Source organism: Faecalibacterium sp. IP-3-29, from assembly GCF_023347335.1.
GTDB classification, from domain to species: domain Bacteria; phylum Bacillota; class Clostridia; order Oscillospirales; family Ruminococcaceae; genus Faecalibacterium; species Faecalibacterium duncaniae.
In genome coordinates this window covers 1,184,434-1,200,987 of the sequence record NZ_CP094471.1, presented here as the reverse complement: position 1 = coordinate 1,200,987, position 16,554 = coordinate 1,184,434, and the positions used below count along the sequence as shown (strand labels likewise).

General features: G+C 56.4%; 17 protein-coding genes and 1 pseudogene. 5 read left to right on the top strand and 13 right to left on the bottom strand.

All coding sequences use genetic code 11. The features are described from left to right. Window positions 1–79: 79 nt before the first annotated feature. From lgt to MTP40_RS05780, 7 genes are all read right to left on the bottom strand, one after another. Entirely contained in the window at window positions 80–1,138 is a 1,059-nt protein-coding gene (lgt, locus tag MTP40_RS05810) for a prolipoprotein diacylglyceryl transferase (protein WP_249259981.1), read from the bottom strand. Beyond that, a complete protein-coding gene (gene yfmH / locus MTP40_RS05805) occupies window positions 1,135–2,454 on the bottom strand; it encodes an EF-P 5-aminopentanol modification-associated protein YfmH (protein ID WP_249259980.1) in 1,320 nt (439 codons plus the stop codon). Before yfmH ends, lgt begins: the two co-directional genes overlap by 4 nt. Beyond that, complete coding sequence (locus MTP40_RS05800) at window positions 2,447–3,730, bottom strand: M16 family metallopeptidase (protein WP_154276338.1); 1,284 nt, start codon at window positions 3,728–3,730, stop codon at window positions 2,447–2,449. The genes yfmH and MTP40_RS05800 overlap by 8 nt, the downstream gene beginning before the upstream one ends. 19 nt (window positions 3,731–3,749) lie before the next feature. Further along, window positions 3,750–4,562: a M15 family metallopeptidase gene (locus MTP40_RS05795; protein WP_249259979.1), complete on the bottom strand. Its 813-nt coding sequence runs from the start codon at window positions 4,560–4,562 to the stop codon at window positions 3,750–3,752. Between the two features lie 263 nt (window positions 4,563–4,825). Beyond that, entirely contained in the window at window positions 4,826–5,035 is a 210-nt protein-coding gene (locus MTP40_RS05790) for a pentapeptide repeat-containing protein (protein ID WP_238077813.1), read from the bottom strand. Between the two features lie 41 nt (window positions 5,036–5,076). Then, the gene (locus MTP40_RS05785) at window positions 5,077–5,268 is read right to left on the bottom strand and encodes a DUF6019 family protein (RefSeq protein WP_097772334.1); all 192 of its coding nucleotides are present in this window, start codon (window positions 5,266–5,268) and stop codon (window positions 5,077–5,079) included. Between the two features lie 170 nt (window positions 5,269–5,438). Continuing rightward, a complete protein-coding gene (locus MTP40_RS05780) occupies window positions 5,439–5,903 on the bottom strand; it encodes an Hsp20/alpha crystallin family protein (protein ID WP_249259978.1) in 465 nt (154 codons plus the stop codon). A gap of 328 nt (window positions 5,904–6,231) precedes the next feature. Here MTP40_RS05780 and MTP40_RS05775 point away from each other — a divergent pair, with 328 nt between their 5' ends. Further along, window positions 6,232–7,188: a pyruvate kinase gene (locus tag MTP40_RS05775; RefSeq protein WP_154277514.1), complete on the top strand. Its 957-nt coding sequence runs from the start codon at window positions 6,232–6,234 to the stop codon at window positions 7,186–7,188. Between the two features lie 40 nt (window positions 7,189–7,228). On the opposite strand, the gene MTP40_RS05770 is transcribed toward MTP40_RS05775, so the two are convergent. Next, entirely contained in the window at window positions 7,229–7,948 is a 720-nt protein-coding gene (locus MTP40_RS05770) for an ATP-binding protein (protein WP_249259977.1), read from the bottom strand. Between the two features lie 99 nt (window positions 7,949–8,047). Between MTP40_RS05770 and MTP40_RS05765 the strand changes: the two genes are divergently transcribed. After that, window positions 8,048–8,713, top strand: coding sequence for a Crp/Fnr family transcriptional regulator (locus tag MTP40_RS05765; RefSeq protein WP_249259976.1), 666 nt, complete (start codon window positions 8,048–8,050; stop codon window positions 8,711–8,713). 145 nt (window positions 8,714–8,858) lie between these two features. Here the strand turns inward: MTP40_RS05765 and MTP40_RS05760 are convergent, their stop codons facing one another. Beyond that, a complete protein-coding gene (locus MTP40_RS05760) occupies window positions 8,859–9,674 on the bottom strand; it encodes an alpha/beta fold hydrolase (RefSeq protein WP_249259975.1) in 816 nt (271 codons plus the stop codon). A 201-nt stretch (window positions 9,675–9,875) separates the two neighbouring features. Further along, window positions 9,876–10,772, bottom strand: coding sequence for a LysR family transcriptional regulator (locus tag MTP40_RS05755; protein ID WP_256469188.1), 897 nt, complete (start codon window positions 10,770–10,772; stop codon window positions 9,876–9,878). A gap of 116 nt (window positions 10,773–10,888) precedes the next feature. On the opposite strand from MTP40_RS05755, the gene MTP40_RS05750 reads away from it, so the two are divergent. The 3 genes from MTP40_RS05750 (at window position 10,889) to MTP40_RS05740 (ending at window position 14,679) form a co-directional block, all read left to right on the top strand. After that, the gene (locus MTP40_RS05750) at window positions 10,889–12,280 is read left to right on the top strand and encodes a sodium-dependent transporter (protein ID WP_249259973.1); all 1,392 of its coding nucleotides are present in this window, start codon (window positions 10,889–10,891) and stop codon (window positions 12,278–12,280) included. 267 nt (window positions 12,281–12,547) lie between these two features. Then, the gene (locus MTP40_RS05745; RefSeq protein WP_207685023.1) at window positions 12,548–13,480 is read left to right on the top strand and encodes an AEC family transporter; all 933 of its coding nucleotides are present in this window, start codon (window positions 12,548–12,550) and stop codon (window positions 13,478–13,480) included. A 65-nt stretch (window positions 13,481–13,545) separates the two neighbouring features. After that, complete coding sequence (locus MTP40_RS05740) at window positions 13,546–14,679, top strand: SLC13 family permease (protein WP_207685022.1); 1,134 nt, start codon at window positions 13,546–13,548, stop codon at window positions 14,677–14,679. A 14-nt stretch (window positions 14,680–14,693) separates the two neighbouring features. On the opposite strand, the pseudogene MTP40_RS05735 reads toward MTP40_RS05740, so the two are convergent. From MTP40_RS05735 to MTP40_RS05725, 3 genes and pseudogenes are all read right to left on the bottom strand, one after another. After that, window positions 14,694–14,870, bottom strand: a pseudogene (locus MTP40_RS05735) (L-2-amino-thiazoline-4-carboxylic acid hydrolase); the annotation flags it as partial. A gap of 20 nt (window positions 14,871–14,890) precedes the next feature. After that, window positions 14,891–15,733 carry a class I SAM-dependent methyltransferase gene (locus MTP40_RS05730; protein WP_207685021.1) on the bottom strand — a complete coding sequence of 281 codons (843 nt, stop codon included), beginning with the start codon at window positions 15,731–15,733 and terminating at the stop codon, window positions 14,891–14,893. 88 nt (window positions 15,734–15,821) lie between these two features. After that, window positions 15,822–16,433 (bottom strand): class I SAM-dependent methyltransferase, encoded by a 612-nt coding sequence (locus tag MTP40_RS05725; protein WP_249259972.1) that lies wholly within the window; start codon window positions 16,431–16,433, stop codon window positions 15,822–15,824. Between the last annotated feature and the right edge of the window lie 121 nt (window positions 16,434–16,554).

Here is a 16,554-nt window from a genome sequence, read left to right as displayed (position 1 = left end):
GGGCCGTTTCCGGTGCCCACACCATGCGGCTAGAATATTATAGCAGAAAAAAGTCCGCTTTGCAAGGGCTTTTTGCACTTTACTCCGGATTTTTTTCGTTCTTTTCCGGGTGTTCGCGCCGGTCCAGCGCTTTCTTTACGGTTTCATTCCACGCTGCCGTTTTCTCAACGAACTCCGCGCGGGATGCAGAGGCCGGCAGAGCAGCGTCCGTCCCCGCAAAGGCAGTGGGGCCGTCCAGCTTTTTCATCCGTGCCCGGTTCTCGCTGTTCAGGGGCAGCTCTACCATCAGGGGCTTGTCCCTGAACTTCCTTGTCAGAAGGATCTCAGCGATCACACCGCCCACCACGGCAATGCCTGCCACCAGCTGGGACACCCGCAGGCCGATGCTGGGCACCAGCAGCAGGCTGTCGGTGCGGAGGGCTTCGATCCAGAAGCGGCCTGCGCCGTACCAGATGAGGTACCGCAGGGCGATATCTCCTGCAAACCTGCGCTTTTTGATGTATCGCACCAGCAAAAACAACCCCACAAAGCACCAGATGCTCTCATATAAGAAGGTAGGATGCACCGGCAGGTTCGGGTCGATGGTCACACCTTTGGGCACCGTGACCACGCTGCTCGTCAGGTAATCGTGGGTCGCCTGGCTGTACATGCCCCAGGGCAGGGTGGTGTTGCAGCCAAAGGCCTCCTGATTGAAGAAGTTGCCCCAGCGGCCGCAGCCCTGCCCGATGAGGAAGCCCATGGCCGCCAGATCAAACATGGGCAGCACGGGAACTTTCCGCCACTTACAGGCCAAACCTCCGAACAAAAAGGCTCCGATGATGCCGCCGTAAATGGCAAGACCGCCATCCCGGATGGCAAGCACATCTTTCAGGCTGTGGTACTGATAGGGCGAAAGGGCCACATAGTAGAGCCGGGCACACAGGATACCCATGACCACACCGATGAGGATGACATCCACCATGGCATCGGCATCCACACCAAACTCCACACTGTGCCGGAAGGCGAACACCAGCGCCAGGCACATGCCCACGGCAATGCAGACACCGTACCAGTAAATGTTCATGCCTCCGATGGAAAAGGCCACGCGGTCAAGCTCAAAGCTCAGCCCCAGCCCCGGAAACTGCACCAGATTCGTCATTCTTCCATCTCCTCTTCATCGTCCAGCTCTTCCCCGGCCGTGCCATCGGGCTGGATGTACATCACAGCCATCCGCTCTTCGCTCAGGATCTTCTGCAGCGCCGCGTCGGCATCCTCTGCCGTCAGAGCCGCCAGCGTGGCGATCTGCTGGGCCACGGTCTGGCCGCTGAGGGCAAAATCTGCCATCTGGCTGGCCGAGTCCTCCACGTTCTCCAGATTTTCGATCAGCTGGCCGTATTTTTCATTCTTGCACAGGGTAAAGATCTCCCGGTCCACACCCTCAGCACGGATGCGCCGGATCTCCTCCAACAGCAGCTGCTTCACAGTGTCGGGCACATCGCTCTCGCCGGTGAACAGGATGCAGCAGCAACCGTCCACCCGGAGCACCTCCCCGCCAAAGCCGGGGTTGGTCAGGCCCTCATCATAGAGCTTCCGGTAGAGCCTCGACATGCCGCCAGAGATGCAGCAGAGGATGAGATCATACAGGATCTCGCTGCGCAGGTCGTCATGCTGCAGCGGCTGCTCCTTGAAGCCGATGCCGAAGCAGGGCTTGGACACCGGCATTGTAATGGTCTTTTCAGTGGCGGCCAGCGTCATGGGTTCCTCTGTCCAGAGCCGCTGCACCCGCTCCACCGGGCGCGCTTCCATCAGGCCGTGGCGCGCACAGGCCGCCAGGATCTGTTCCATGCTGGTGCTGCCTGCGGCGGCCAGCACCATGTTGTTGGGGGCATAGAACGCCTTGCAGCAGTCGTACAGCATCTCCGGCGTGATCTCTGCAATGCTTTCCACCGTGCCCGCAATGTCGCTGCGGATGGGGTGGCTGTGATACAGGCACTCGCACAGGCCGGTGATGAGCCGCCAGTCGGCGCTGTCATCATACATTTTGATCTCCTGCCCGATGATGCCCTGCTCCTTGGCGATGGTCTGCTCAGTAAAGTAGGGACGGCCCACCATGCCCAGCAGCACATCCAGGCTTTCGTCCAGCTGCTCGGTGGCGGTAAACAGGTAACAGGTGCGGTCAAAGCTGGTAAAGGCATTGGCGTTGGCACCGGTCTTGGCGAACTTTGCAAAGGCATCGCCGTCCTCATCCTCAAACATCTTGTGTTCCAGAAAATGCGCCACCCCGGCGGGCAGGTGCACTTCCCTGCCGTCCACCCGGAAATCCCGGTCGATGGAGCCAAAGCGGGTGGCATAGATGACATGAGTGCCGGAATAGCCCGGCATGGGCCGCACCAGCACCGTCAGGCCCGAGGGCAGCACCTTCCACTCATCGGCGGCAGCCTCGGTCAGGGCACGGTTCGTGTTCTGTTCAGGCATGGGCGCTCTCCTCCTCTCGGGTCAGAAGATAGCTGACCGAAAGGGTCAGCTGCCGCAGGACGGTGCGGACATTCTCCTCGGTCACAGCCTGCAGGGCCGCGCGGGCATCGTCCGGGGTCTGCACCGGGCCGCCCCGCAGCACCTCCATGTAATACCAGGTCTCAATGCCGCCCAGCGTATCCTCAATGCCCGCCATCCCGCTCAGCAGGGAGCGGCGGCAGTCCTCAAGCTCCTCAGCCGTGATGGGGCCGCTGCGCAGGTCATCCAGCTCCTTCAGGATCGCTTTTTCGGCCCGGGCCGCGTCGGCGTGCTCCACGCCGCTGTTCACAGCCATGCTCCCGGTAAAGCTCTGGAAGCTGGACGAGCAGTAATAGCACAGATGATCCCGTTCCCGCACGTTCAGGAACAGGCGGCTGGTCACACTGCCGCCATACAGCGCCATGGCAAGCCGCACCGCCGCCATCTGGTCGGGGCGCATGGGCACGCCCAGCGTGAACAGCATGCAGAGCTTGGCCTGCACCGTGTCAAAGCATTCCACCCTGCGCACGGCATCCTGCCGGGGCATGGCAAGGTTCTCGCACAATGGCAGCGGGGCCCGCCCGATGTGGGAAAGCTCTTCCAGGAGGGCCTGCTTCACCTGCTCGGTCTCCGCTTCCCCGCAGCCCAGCACCAGCAGCTCGATGCTGGCGGTGCGGAGCATCTCACGATAAGCCTCTGTCAGCGTTTCCGGGGTCAGGCCGTCCACCTCGTCCAGATAACCCTCCTGCCGGATGCCGGCGGGGCTGCTCCCAAAGAACTCCCGGTTGGCCTGCCGCTGGCAGTAGATGCGCTTTTCGTTGATCTCATCCTCCAGCGCCTTTTTCAGCATCTGCTTTTCGATGGTGACCGCCTCCGGGTCAAACACACCGCCCACAAAATAGGGATGGAACGCCGTGCCCAGCGCCAGCGCGGCATACTCCCGGGTCAGGGCCTCGCCCTCCAGTGCAAAGCGGTCCTTGATGCCGGTCACACTGACGCAGAGGTTGTGGTTTGCACCCAGCGGGCGGGCATCCACGGTCAGGTCCGCGCCGTACAGCCGGGCAAGCTTTTTGGTCATCTGGGTCATATCCGGGCAATCCGCATAGCCCCGCTCCATCAACAGAGGCAGCAGAGCGTGAGCGGTTGCCGTCTCCCGCCGTGCCGGAAACGCAAAGTGGATGCTGATCCGGCAGCGGTTGAATTTCTGCGCCGGGTCCCAGGAAAGATGGACCCCGGGCGCGATCTCGGTTCGTCTCAACAGTCGTTCTCCTTTTTTGTTACAGCTTTGTGCGCTCCAGCGCAAGGAACTCCTCCAGCGAGAGTCCGGACGCGCGGATGGCGAGGGCATTTTCCACCCCCACATAGCGCCAGTGCCAGGGCTCGTATATCATGCCGGTGGCGGCCTGCCGCTCCTCCGGCCAGCGGAGGACAAAACCATACTCCGCAGCGTAGGCGGTCAGCCACTCGTAGGCGCGGGTATCGGCAAAGCGGGTGGTCTTTTCGGTGCAGTCCGGGCTGAGGATGTCCGCCGCATAGCCGGTGGCCTGCTCGCTGGCATTGGCCGGAGGGCAGACGCTGGCGGCATAGGCCGCTGCCTCCCCTTCGGAAAGCCCCTTTTCCAGATACACCTGCTTCCCAGCATCAAAGGCCGCTTCCCGTGCGGAAACATCCTGATAGCCCGTCACCAGTTCCAGCGTGACACCGTCTGCCGCCGCAGCTGCCGCCATGGCGCGGTACTGCTCTGCGGCTTCCGCTTCCAGCTGCTGGCCCGTGGCATCATCCGCCACCGCAAGGGCCGGGGCAGGCTCTGCGTCCAGCGGCAGATTGCCGTTCACCAGCACCAGCCGGGCATCGGCAAGGTTCAGCTGGTATTCGGTGCCATCGTAGTTTCTGGCCACAAAGGCCTCCGGCCCCGCGATCAGGGCGTGGGCCTTGGGCAGCAGCCATAAAATGCCGCTGGTCATCAGGGCAACAGCCGCGCCGCAGGCCGCCAGAAACACGGCCCAGTTCCGTGCCAGACGCAGGCAGCGCCGGATCCTCCACTCCCGCCGGGTCATCCTCCGCCGGGGCGCTTGCTTGTTTTGGTTCATCGATATCGGTTCCCTTCTCACATCATTTCGCAATGCACAGCCGCACAATTACATTATTTTATTATACACTTCTTTCGCCGGGGTGTAAACGGAAAGGGATGTTAAAAAATTGTGTCTTTCAAAAAAGGGAGTTCCGTTACGGACGAACGTCCGAACAGAACTCCCTTTGGGGGTTATAAAAATCCCGCGTTAAAGCGCTTTCCTCCATTCAGAATTTTCCCGTCAATGGAGAGGGTGACCGGCTACCGTGGCAGAGGACTCGTTCAGGACAGCTTGATCTTCAGATCTGCCAGCAGATTCACGGCCTCCGGCAGCGAAAATTTTGCATCTTTCAGGCGGCTGCCCAGAATATCCACCTTATAGCCTGTGGCATCCCGGAAGTCGGCTTTCCGCAGATCACACTGGTAAAATTCCGTTTCGTGCAGCTCTGTGCCCATGAAATTCACCATCTGCATCTCGCACTTGGCAAACATGGAACCCACGATCTCAGTTTTCTTCTTTGATAAATCAGAAGTTATTGATTTTCTGAATCCAATCCAAGCTCTTTCAGTTCTTTTTCGTTTTTGATGTCTTCATCAGTTTTCTTTCCGGTGATAGCACTGTATGCTTCTTTAATACCATTTTTCACTGCCCACTTGATAACAAAATACAGCGCAATTAAAATAACGATTGCGGTTCCACCGCTGATTCCTAGTTCATTCCACATAATAATATCAATGCCTCCGATTTCATAAATTCCGAGTTGTCGTTCTCAGTATACCATGATTTCTCTCTGCGGAAAAGATACCAGGAAACAAAAATGGCCCCGGAGAGCTTGTTGCAGCTCTCCGGGGCCACTTTATGTGCGTGTGTGACTTGGCACACACGACCGGCATTTTACTCGATTTCAATCAGATTCGGGTTCTCAGGCAAAGCCTTCGTCTGCTGAGGAGCAGGCAGCTCGATGTGCAGGACACCATCCTCGAACTTTGCGTGGATGTCCTCCTTCTTCACATCGCCCACGTAGAAACTGCGTGCGCAGGTGCCGGAGAAGGATTCGCGCCGCAGATAGCGGCCATTCTGATCCTTTTCGTCATTGCTGTGGCTGCGCACTGCCTGAATGGTCAGGTAGCCGTCGTTCAGATCCATCTGAACGTCTTCCTTCTTGCAGCCCGGCAGGTCAACAGCTACTTCGTAGCCGTTGTCCGTCTGTTTGACATCGGTCTTCATCATGTTTGCACCGCGCTTACCAAAGGTATCACGAGCCTCACGGTTCATCATACGTTCCAGTGCAGCGTCATTCCAGAACGGATCGAAGAAATCATCGAACAGGTTTTCATGGAAAACAGTCGGCATAAGCATAAATCATTCCTCCAATCCCGGCGTTCGGGTCGGGGCAAAAAATCTGAAGCGTCCACTCGGAAAGGCTTTCCGGGGAGCCTTGCGGCTCTCCTTTTGCCCTTCCTCCTGAGCACGCCACTGTTATAGCACCATTTTTTAGCAGTGTCAATAGCAGAGTGCTAATATTCACGAAAAAATAATACTTTTGCAACAATTTCTTGGTTCTGGCTCTCCCCGTTTTCCCCTTTGGGGCGGGCTGTCACGCCTTTTTTCGTTGCCGCCTGGTTTGGCACTTTTCAACGGTCCCATTCCGTGTTACAATAAGAAAAAACGAAACCGGGTGATTTTTTTGGAATTTTATGGTACCATCGGCCCCGCCTGTGCCCAGTTGGAGACCTTGCAGCGCATGGTGGAAGCTGGCATGACGGGCATCCGCATGAACCTTTCCCACGGGCCCCTTTCGGCCCACAAAGACTGGCTGGATATCATCCACGCCGTGGGCATCCCCCAGCTGCTCATCGACCTGCAGGGGCCGGAGCTGCGCATTGGCACGCTGCCCCAGCCCCTTGTGCTGGAACCAGGCCAGAGCCTCCGGCTGGGGCAAGGGGGTGTCCCCTGCCCGGCGGCGCTGGTGCATGCAGCCCGGCCGGGCCAGAACCTCCTGCTGGACGACGGCAGGCTCCTTGTGCAGGTGGCCGAAGCCGATGGCGCTGCCCTGCAGTGTACTGTGGTACGGGGCGGCACCCTGCAAAGCCGCAAAAGCCTTGCGGCACCGGGGCTGACGGTGGCCTCCCCCACGTTGACGGAGGAGGACCTGCAAAACCTGCAGCTGGCGGGAGCCTGCGGCGTTACCGGGGTGATGCTGCCCTTCGTGCGGGGGGCTGAGGACATCCGCACCCTGCGCCGGGCGCTGGAACAGGCCGGGGCCGGGCAGATCCGCATTTTTGCCAAGATCGAGAGCCTTGCGGGGGTACAGGCCCTGCCGGAGTTCCTACCCCTTGTGGATGAAGTGGTCATTGCCCGCGGGGACCTTGGCAACGCCATGCCCCTGTGGGAGCTGCCCCGGTGCCAGAAACAGCTTTCGGCGGTCTGCCGGTCTGCCGGGGTGCCCTTTATGGTGGTGACCCAGATGCTGGACAGTATGTGCAGCCGGGCGGTCCCCACCCGCGCCGAGGTCAGCGACATCTACAACGCCGTAGCAGACGGCGCTTCCAGCGTGATGCTCACCGGGGAGACCGCCGCCGGGCAGTACCCGGTGGAGGCCATGGAGTATCTTGTGCGCACTGCCCGCACCGCCTTGGAATAACCCAAAGTCAAAGACACTCGGTCGATCTGTGTTGCCGCATTCAGTCCAGAATTTTTCCGTCAATGGAAATGGTGACCACCTGCCACGGAATGAACTTTCCGCTGGCTTGAAGTGCCTTTTTCGCTGCCATCTCCAAGCCGCCGCAGCAGGGCACCTCCATGCGGAGGATGGTCACGCTCTGGATGTCGTTGCTGCGCAGGATCTCGGTGAGCTTTTCGCTGTAATCCACAGCATCCAGCTTCGGGCAGCCGATGAGAGTCACTTTGCCGCGCATAAACTCCTGATGGAAATTGGCGTAGGCGTATGCCGTGCAGTCCGCTGCAATCAGGAGTTTTGCGCCCTCAAAGTAGGGCGCATGGACAGGTGCCAGCTTGATCTGCACCGGCCAGTTGCGCAGGCGGGAAACCGGCTGCACGGGGGCAGCAGCTGCGCTTTCGGCAGCCTCCGACTGTTCCAGCATCCGCATCCGGGAGCCGGGGCAACCGCCCTCGTGCAGGTGCTTCATCTTCTCCTGCAATTCCTTTTTCTTTTTGTTCTCCTGCACCGCCGCCTCGTCGTAGGCAGGGGCTTCCCGCTCTTCAAAGGTGATGGCACCGGTGGGGCAGCCCGGCAGGCAGTCGCCAAAGCCATCGCAGAAATTTTCCCGCACCAGCTTTGCCTTGCCGTTGATGATGTCGATGGCTCCCTCGTGGCAAGCGGTTGCGCACAAGCCGCAGCCGTTGCATTTATCTTCGTCAATATGGATAATCTTCCGAATCATATCTATACTCTCCTGTTGTGGGTGTTTTTTGCATTTGCATCCTTATTATAGTATACTAAAGGCAACTTGTATGTTTGAATTCAAACAAGGAGAGACTTTATGCAAAAATATCTGCCTGTTCTGCGGAACTGCCCCTTCTTTACCGGGCTTACCGATGATGAGATCCTGTCTATCCTGCACTGTGTCAGTGCAGCGAAAATCACCCGGCCCCGGGGCTCCTACATTTTCCGCGCCGGAGATTCCACAGAGGTCATGGGGCTTATGTTGTCCGGCTCCACCCTTGTGATCCAGGAGGACCTTTGGGGACACCGCAACATCCTGTCCAAGTGCAATACCGGAGACTTTTTCGGCGAACCTTACGCCGCCACCCCCGGTGCCATCCTGAACATCAGCGTGGTGGCAGAGGAGGATTGCGAAATTCTGCTGCTGAACGTCAAGCGGCTGCTCACCTCCTGCCCCACCGCCTGCGACCATCACCAGAAACTCATCCGCAATCTGGTCAGCGTTCTGGCAAACAAAATACTGCTTTTTAACGATAAGATCACCCATGTCAGCAAGCGCACTACTCGGGAAAAACTGCTGTCCTACCTGTCTGCCGAATCCATCCGGCAGTCCTCCCTTTCCTTTGACATTCCCTTTGACCGTCAGCAGTTGGCGGATTTTCTCTGCGTGGAGCGTGCCGCCATGTCGGTGGAGCTTTCCAAGCTGCAAAGGGAAGGGCTGCTGATCACCAAACGGAACCATTTTGAGCTGTTGACCCGTTGACCGCTCCATGCGCCGCCATGGGCGGTTTTATCGGGCAGATTTCCCCTGCCGGGATGTCCAGGCATAAAAACAGCGGACAACCATTTTGAGGCTGTCCGCTGAAGGGATGGTTTGATTTTGTTGGTCGACTAATGGAAATTATCTGTTATAAAATATCAGCAATAAATCCCTCTATCAAACGATTCACCTGTTCGGGTTTGTCTGTATTGGAATTGTGTCCTGCTCCTTCTATCCACGTCAAAGGAATTTTCGTATTGCGATGCCATGCTTTGTTGTACCGTATACACGAACCTGCGTGATCTTGTGTGCCGCATATCAATAAAGCCGGGCACTTGATCTCATACGGCAGATTCTTTTCCATGGCCGCTGCCAAAATGCGATAACCTTGTCCGGCAATTTGTGCATAGCGTTTCTGATTTCCGTCATAGGTTAGCATCATTTCACGCATGAGGTTTCTACCGTAATCAGACGTGGCAACACCTTCCGACCCCGATTTCAGGAGCCATTTCCACGGATAGTGAGCATATACCGGTTCCATCCGTTTCAAGAGCCAAATTTCAACTGCCGTCACATAGCTTCGTTGCAGCGGTGCAGAGTCAATGGAGACAAAACCCGTCATTTTGTCTGGGTAAAGCTGCGCATAAGCCTGTCCCACATATCCACCCATAGACTGCCCAACAATGACAGGCTTTGTGATTCCTTCTTGGTTTAAGATATCGTTCAGCCATTTTGCCTTATCGAACAGATCAAAATCAAATCGAAACGGCCATGAGGAACCTTGTGCCGGCGCATCCCAGACGATAACATTATACCTGCTCTCGAAATACTGAATCTGCTTATCAAACAGTCGATGATCCGCAGTCAATCCCGGCAGAAAAACAAGAGTAATTGTATCCGGGTTTGACACACTCACCCAATAGTGAATCGTTCCGCAACGGGTCTGATATGTCCGTTCCTCCATTGAGCTTTCCTCCCGTAACTTCCAAGTTGTCAAGTTCAGTATACCACACCAAACCGCATTGTAAAAGAGCTATGGTAATTTTTCTCCGGTCAAACAAAAAAGCTCGTCTGCAAGCCACGATATGTGGCAGCGCAGACGGGCTTTCGTTATGGAGTCATCCTGATATTCACTCTATCTTATACCATTCTCCTCTATTTGTTCTTATTTTATCTGCGGTGTATCCTTTTGCTGCCGTGTGGATTTCAGATATTCCAGCAGCGTCCGGCTCACCACCGAGCTGGCAGTTTTGGAAAACGCCAGCCCCAGCGTCCGGCAGCAGGCAGGCTCCAGCGGACGGGACACTACCCCGGGGCAGCCGAATGCCTGCATCACCAGCTCCTGCGAGATGGTCACGCCCAGCCCGCTGCGCACGAACGCCATGATGAGGGTATCGTCCCGGAAGCTGTAAGAAATGTTCGGCTTCACCGGGCACTTGAGCATCAGGTGCTGGATATCGTTATCGCAGCCGGGCGTTTCAATGATGAGCGGATACTGAAACAGCTGCGACAGCGTTACGCTGGGTCGTGCAGCCAGTGGATGCCCCTCCGGGAACACGGCACACAACGGGTCGTCCCAGAGCGGGTAGAATTTCAGGTCGTCTGCCACAATGGATGAGAGGAAACCGCAATCCACCTGCCCATGGATGATCCATTCCCGGATCTCATCATAGTTGCCGTCCAGGATCTCTATACTCACCTTCGGGTAGTTCTCCTTGAAATAGTGCACCACTTCCGGCATCCAGAGCGTTGTGATGCTGGAAATGCTGCCCACCCGCAGCTTGCCCTCCACCTTGTGGTTGATATTGAACGCCGCCTGCCGCAGCCGGTTCTTCTGGTTGGCCAGTTCCCGGATGTAGGGCAAAAGACGTGTCCCGTTGTCGGTCAGGGTCACGCCCCGGTTGATGCGGGCGAACAGCTTCACGCCCAGTTCTTCTTCCAACCCCGCCATCATCTGGCTGATGCCGGATTGGGTATAGTTCAATGCCTCCGCTGCTTTGGAAAAACTGCCCGTTTCGCACACTTTCAAGAATATCTCGTATCGGTCTTTCTGTTCCCGCATCTCAAATACTCCATAAGTAAAATTTATATGTCGTAGTAATTTTATTCTGTTTACTGATATGATACTCCATGTTATCCTATATTACAATAGGAAATACGGATAGGAGTTTCAGAATCATGGAAAAGAAAGCAAGCAGTTTCTCCGGACAAATCGGATTTGTCCTTGCTGCCGCCGGAAGTGCGGTGGGTGTCGGCAACCTGTGGCGGTTCCCGTACCTTGCCGCAAAGGATGGCGGCGGTTTGTTTTTGCTGGTGTATCTGGTGCTGGTGCTGACCTTCGGTTTCACGCTGCTCACCTCGGATATCGCCATTGGCCGCCGCACCAAGCAGAGTGCCATCCGTGCCTACGAGAGCATGCGTCCCAAGTGGAAATTCCTCGGCATCCTGACCTTTCTGGTGCCAGTTCTGATTATGACCTACTATGCCGTCATCGGCGGGTGGATCACGAAATATGCGGCAGTCTACCTGACCGGACAGTCTGCTGCCGCTGCTGAGGACGGTTATTTTACCAGCTTCATCACCTCGCCGGTCTCCCCTGTGGTGTTCGCTCTGCTGTTCATGGGCGTGACTGCTTTCATCGTGTACAACGGCGTGGAGGGAGGCATTGAGCGGGTGTCCCGCTGCATGATGCCCATTCTGCTGGTACTGGTGGTGGTGATTGCGGGTTACGCCCTCACCCTGCGCCACGAGGATGCCTCCGGCCAGATGCGCACCGGTCTGGAGGGTCTGCGCTACTACCTGACCCCGCACATGGAAGGGCTGACTGTCAGCCGCTTTTTGCAGATTTTGCTGGATGCCATGAGCCAGCTGTTCTTCTCCCTCAGCGTGTCCATGGGCATTATGATCACCTACGGTTCCTACGTCAAACCGGACGTAGACCTGAACAAAGCGGTGAATCAGATTGAGATCTTCGATACCGGCGTAGCCCTGCTGGCCGGTGCCATGATCATCCCCGCCGTGTATGTATTCTCCGGCACCGAGGGCATGAGCGCAGGCCCCAGCCTGATGTTCGTCTCGCTGCCCAAGGTATTCAACGCCATGGGCAAGGCGGGCGTGTTCGTTGGCATCCTGTTCTTTGTCACTGCCATTTTTGCCACCCTGACTTCCTGCATCTCGGTGCTGGAATCCATCACCGCCAACTGCATGGAGATCTTCCACTCGGGCCGCAAAAAGACGGTGCTTGTGCTGGCGGTCATCTATCTGGCCGCTTCCGCCATCATTGCGCTGGGTTACAGCATCTTCTATTTTGAAGTACAGCTCCCCAACGGATCGGTGGGGCAGCTGTTGGATATCATGGACTATGTCAGCAACAGTGTTATGATGCCTTTCATTGCCCTGCTGTCCACCATCCTGATTGGCTGGGTCATGACACCGGATTACGTCATTGACGAGATGCAGCGCAGCGGCGAGACCTTCCGCCGCAAGAAACTCTACCGGGTGATGATCCGATACGTTGCTCCGGTGATGATGCTGGTGCTGTTTTTGCAGTCCACCGGGATCCTTGCTTAAGCCGAAAAGCCCCCGTGGGCTTTTGGGAAACCGGACGAGCAGAAAGGGATTTACCCCAACAGGCCCGGTTCCGTTATCATCTGGTCCACGCCATTGAGGGTGCATATAAGTATCGGAAAGACTGATGATACCAGTTTTAGCGGATGGTTCTGCGGAGCCATCCGTTTTTTCTTATTCAGATCGCATTTTTTCTGTTTTCTCTTGACGATGCCCCGCCAATGGAGTAGGATGGTGCTGCAAAAACGAATTGCAAAAGAGGAGATCCAAATGCAAATCAGCCTTTTATTGATGCAGCAGATCGCGCAGCTATTTCTGATTCTGCTGATGGGATATGCCGTTGTAAAAACCGGCTTGTTGAAGGCATTGGACAGTAAGGTGCTGTCTGTGGTCTTTGTCTATCTGGTCATGCCCTGTGTCGTTCTGAACGCCTTTCAGATCAAGGATACACCGGAGATCCGCACCGGGCTGCTTTATTCCATGGGCATCGCCGTTGGAATGCACGTTGTATTTCTGCTTCTGAATGCGCTGTTCCGCAAAGCTCTCAAGCTGGACGCCGTGGAGCAGGTCAATATCATTTACAGCAATGCCGCCGCGCTGGTCATTCCTATTGTACAGGCCCTGCTGGGGGAGGAATATGTTGTCTACTCCTGCGCCTTTGTCATTGTACAGCTGGTGCTGCTCTGGACCCATGCCAGTGCCTGCTTGCAGGGGTCTGGCCGGCTGGAATGGCGCAAGCTCCTTACCAATGTCAATCTGATCGCCATTGCAGCCGGTGCTCTGCTGTACCTGCTGCACATCTCGCTGCCTGCCCCGATCACCAGCACACTGAGCAGTGTCGGCAATATGATCGGCCCCATGGGAATGCTGCTGGCAGGCATGGCCATTGCGGAAGTGCCCCTGAAAAAGGTTTTCTGCACCCCGCGCAACTATCTACCGGTATTTCTGCGTCTGCTGGGTGTTCCGCTGGTCATCGTTCTGCTGCTTTGGGTAGTTCACGCATCCCTTTGGATCCCGGACGGCAAGCCCATCCTGATGACGGTTTACCTTTCTGCCATTACCCCCGCCTGTGCAACGGTCACCTCCATGGCACAGCTCTATGACCGGGATGCTTCTCATTCCAGCGCGATCTATGTCCTGAGCACGCTGCTTTCCATCCTGACCATGCCGCTGATGATCGGGTTGTTTGAACTGTTGCTCTGAAATACGAAAAAAGGCCGTCCGGCACCGTAGCAGGGCAGCCTTTACAACTACAAGGATGTGTCTCTATGAAACTACTCAAACAATTCATTCAGCAGGAAACGGTCCTCACCGCAGCCGCTGTGCTGGCCGTCGTCTCCGCCTTCTTTGTTCCGCCGGATGTGCAGTATCTCGGCTACATCGACCTGCGCACGCTGGCGATCCTGTTTTCCCTGATGACGGTCATGGCCGGACTGCGGCGGCAGGGCTTTTTTGATGGACTGGGCCGGGCATTGCTGTCCCGCACCCACAGCACCTTTCAGCTGACACTGGTACTGGTCGGGCTGTGCTTTTTTGGAAGCATGTTCATCACCAACGATGTTTCCCTGCTGACCTTCGTTCCCTTTACGTTCGTGGTCCTGAGCCGTCTGGGAGCGGATGTCCGCCGTTCCCTTCTGGTCCCGGTGGTCTGTATGCAGACCATTGCAGCAAACCTTGGCAGTATGCTGACCCCCATCGGCAACCCGCAGAACCTCTATCTTTACGGAAAAAGCGGCATGAGCATCGGGGGCTTCGTTCTTCTTATGCTGCCCTACACCCTAGTCTCTCTGCTCCTGCTGCTGGCTTGGGCAGCGCTGGTCTGCCGGAAAGCCTCTGCCGCCCTCTCCGTGGATGAGCTTGTTTCTTCCTCTGCGTCTCAGGGGGATCAGAAGATCATCCTGCTGTATCTGGTTCTGTTTGCCGTTTGCCTGCTGTCCGTGATCCGGGTGCTGCCCTATGGCATCGCCTTTGCCGCTGTACTCGTCTGCGTTCTTTTTGCAGACCCGCACACCTTACGGGCAGTGGACTATTCCCTGCTTTTGACCTTTGTGGCTTTTTTCATCTTCATTGGCAATCTGGGGCGCATTCCGGCCTTTTCTGGCTGGCTGCAGGAGTTTCTGACCGGTCGGGAAGTGCTGGTGGCGGTCCTTGCTTCGCAGGTCACCAGTAATGTTCCCGCCGCCCTGCTGCTGTCCGGGTTCACGGCAGAGACACAAGCCCTCATCATCGGCACCAATCTGGGAGGTCTTGGCACTTTGATCGCATCCATGGCCAGCCTTATCTCCTACCGGCAGATTGCACGGGAGCTGCCACAGGGGAAGAAGCAGTATTTCGGGCTGTTCACCCTGTCCAACCTGATTTTCCTTGCGATCCTGCTGGGTGTGTGGTTTTTGCTCCGCTGAGCGTGGCAGATGACTTATGGATTTTCTATACCCTTTTTGTACCCGCAGTCGCAGTAGGGTCCGCCGGAGGCAAGGGTGTACTGCCGCACAAAGTTCGTCACACCGCCTGCTTCGCTCATGGTGTAGTCCAGACGGCACAGGGCGGGGGCCAGGTCGTACAGACCCAGCTCCTTCATCAGCACACACATCCCAAAGGGCATCCCTGCGTATTTCATTGTCTGTCTCCAAATCCGATCTTCACGATCTGCATTTGCATCCCGTTGTCCCCGACCCTTGCAAGAAACCGGAAAAAGCCGCTGACAGAAGGATCTTTCAAATCGTTGTACCCCAGCATATAGCCCCGGCTGGACACTTGCAAACGGCTGTCCCATGGGGAAAGCTCACTTTTCGCATCCGAAACCGCGAAATATGCTCCCACATCCTTGATTTTCGCCGTCCTGAGCCACGTTTTGGCGATCATCTTCACCGCCGTACGGTTGGCAGCATCAAAGACCAGCACTCCGCCGGGGAAAGCCTCCGCCATCCCCTGCACCAGATCCCGGACCTGCTGGGTCAGGAAGTAATAGAACACCCCGGAGGCAAAGAACACCGCCCCGCCGGAGGCATCGATCTTGTCAAACCATGCGGGGTCTTTCAGGTCACAGGGGATGTTTTGCTCCCGCTCCCCGGCGGGCAGCAGCTGCTGCCGCAAGGCGATCACATCCGGGAAATCCAGATTGTAGATCTTGCATCTGCCGTTGTCGCAGGCTCTGCCGGTGTTATCCAGCCCGCAGCCCAGATTGACCACTGCCGCACAGGGGTGGTTTTTCAGGTACGCCCGCACCTCATAGGCAAGGTCATTCTGCCGCATGGCCACCTCCAGCGCACCGAAACGCTGCATCAGGCTGCGAGAATTTTTCTCTGCCTCTGAAAAGTCGTAGTCGATTTCATCGATCAGGCGCACCGCTGTTTCGTCCCGATAAAGGTTTGGATACAGCTCTGTGCACAGCTTCCGGGAATACAGTGGGAGAATCAGCGTCTCCTGCACGGTGTTTTTCTCGATTTTGTATTTCATAGGTTCCTTCCTGTTCTCCTCATTCTGCTTTCCGGCAGGCAAACCATGCCATGCTCTTCACTGTTCCAAGTGTTACGGTTGCACTACTTCACCGCTTTTGCGCCGTAACGCACAGCCAGCCCTTTTTATTTTTGTGACTTTGGATCTGACAGAATCCTGCTTGTTCCAGATACTCTTTCAGTGCAGTATCCGTATAGATGGTCATCCCATTGATAATTTGTGTCCATCTGTCGTCTTTTGTTGTTTCGCCGTTCGCTTCGTTACAGATGAAAAAGACCCCGCCTGGCTTCAGCACTCGATAAACCTCTCTGAAATTCTGTGCAAGCTCCGGCCAGAAGTAGACTGTTTCAAAAGCGGTCACCACATCAAACTGCTCCGCTTCAAACGGCAGCTCTGCCACACTTGCCTGTTGCACGGTACACCGTCCTGCCGCAATGGCTCTGGCATTGACTTTTCGCGCTTTTTCCACGCTGACGGCTGAGTAGTCGATGCCCTGCACCTTGCCGTTGGGGCACAGTTTCAACAGCGTTTTAATGTTCGCTCCACCGCCGCAGCCGCAGTCCAGCACCATGGCATCCGGGGCAGGCTGTAAAAAGCGCAGCCCCCATTCTGCCATTGCGCTGTGTCCAAAGTTCATCATAGCAACCATGATCTTCCCGCCAAAGCCTACGGGCTTTCGAGTGTTTTCAAAAAAGGACATAACGCCCCCCTCTTTCTATTTACCGTTCACAATGCAATACTTTTTACCAGATGCGCCCACTGTTCCGGGTGACAGGCCAGCAATTCCTCGTGCCAAAAGTTAGATAAAGCTAACTTTTCGT

Bases quoted from the DNA above. Each gene is read 5' to 3' on its own strand.
- lgt (WP_249259981.1), bottom strand. From the start codon at position 1,138: ATGACGAATCTGGTGCAGTTTCCGGGGCTGGGGCTGAGCTTTGAGCTT.
- MTP40_RS05740 (WP_207685022.1), top strand. From the start codon at position 13,546: ATGAAACTACTCAAACAATTCATTCAGCAGGAAACGGTCCTCACCGCA.
- MTP40_RS05765 (WP_249259976.1), top strand. From the start codon at position 8,048: ATGCAAAAATATCTGCCTGTTCTGCGGAACTGCCCCTTCTTTACCGGG.
- MTP40_RS05760 (WP_249259975.1), bottom strand. From the start codon at position 9,674: ATGGAGGAACGGACATATCAGACCCGTTGCGGAACGATTCACTATTGG.
- MTP40_RS05785 (WP_097772334.1), bottom strand. From the start codon at position 5,268: ATGTGGAATGAACTAGGAATCAGCGGTGGAACCGCAATCGTTATTTTA.
- MTP40_RS05755 (WP_256469188.1), bottom strand. From the start codon at position 10,772: ATGCGGGAACAGAAAGACCGATACGAGATATTCTTGAAAGTGTGCGAA.
- MTP40_RS05790 (WP_238077813.1), bottom strand. From the start codon at position 5,035: ATGTTTGCCAAGTGCGAGATGCAGATGGTGAATTTCATGGGCACAGAG.
- yfmH (WP_249259980.1), bottom strand. From the start codon at position 2,454: ATGCCTGAACAGAACACGAACCGTGCCCTGACCGAGGCTGCCGCCGAT.
- MTP40_RS05780 (WP_249259978.1), bottom strand. From the start codon at position 5,903: ATGCTTATGCCGACTGTTTTCCATGAAAACCTGTTCGATGATTTCTTC.
- MTP40_RS05745 (WP_207685023.1), top strand. From the start codon at position 12,548: ATGCAAATCAGCCTTTTATTGATGCAGCAGATCGCGCAGCTATTTCTG.
- MTP40_RS05770 (WP_249259977.1), bottom strand. From the start codon at position 7,948: ATGATTCGGAAGATTATCCATATTGACGAAGATAAATGCAACGGCTGC.
- MTP40_RS05795 (WP_249259979.1), bottom strand. From the start codon at position 4,562: ATGAACCAAAACAAGCAAGCGCCCCGGCGGAGGATGACCCGGCGGGAG.
- MTP40_RS05730 (WP_207685021.1), bottom strand. From the start codon at position 15,733: ATGAAATACAAAATCGAGAAAAACACCGTGCAGGAGACGCTGATTCTC.
- MTP40_RS05725 (WP_249259972.1), bottom strand. From the start codon at position 16,433: ATGTCCTTTTTTGAAAACACTCGAAAGCCCGTAGGCTTTGGCGGGAAG.
- MTP40_RS05750 (WP_249259973.1), top strand. From the start codon at position 10,889: ATGGAAAAGAAAGCAAGCAGTTTCTCCGGACAAATCGGATTTGTCCTT.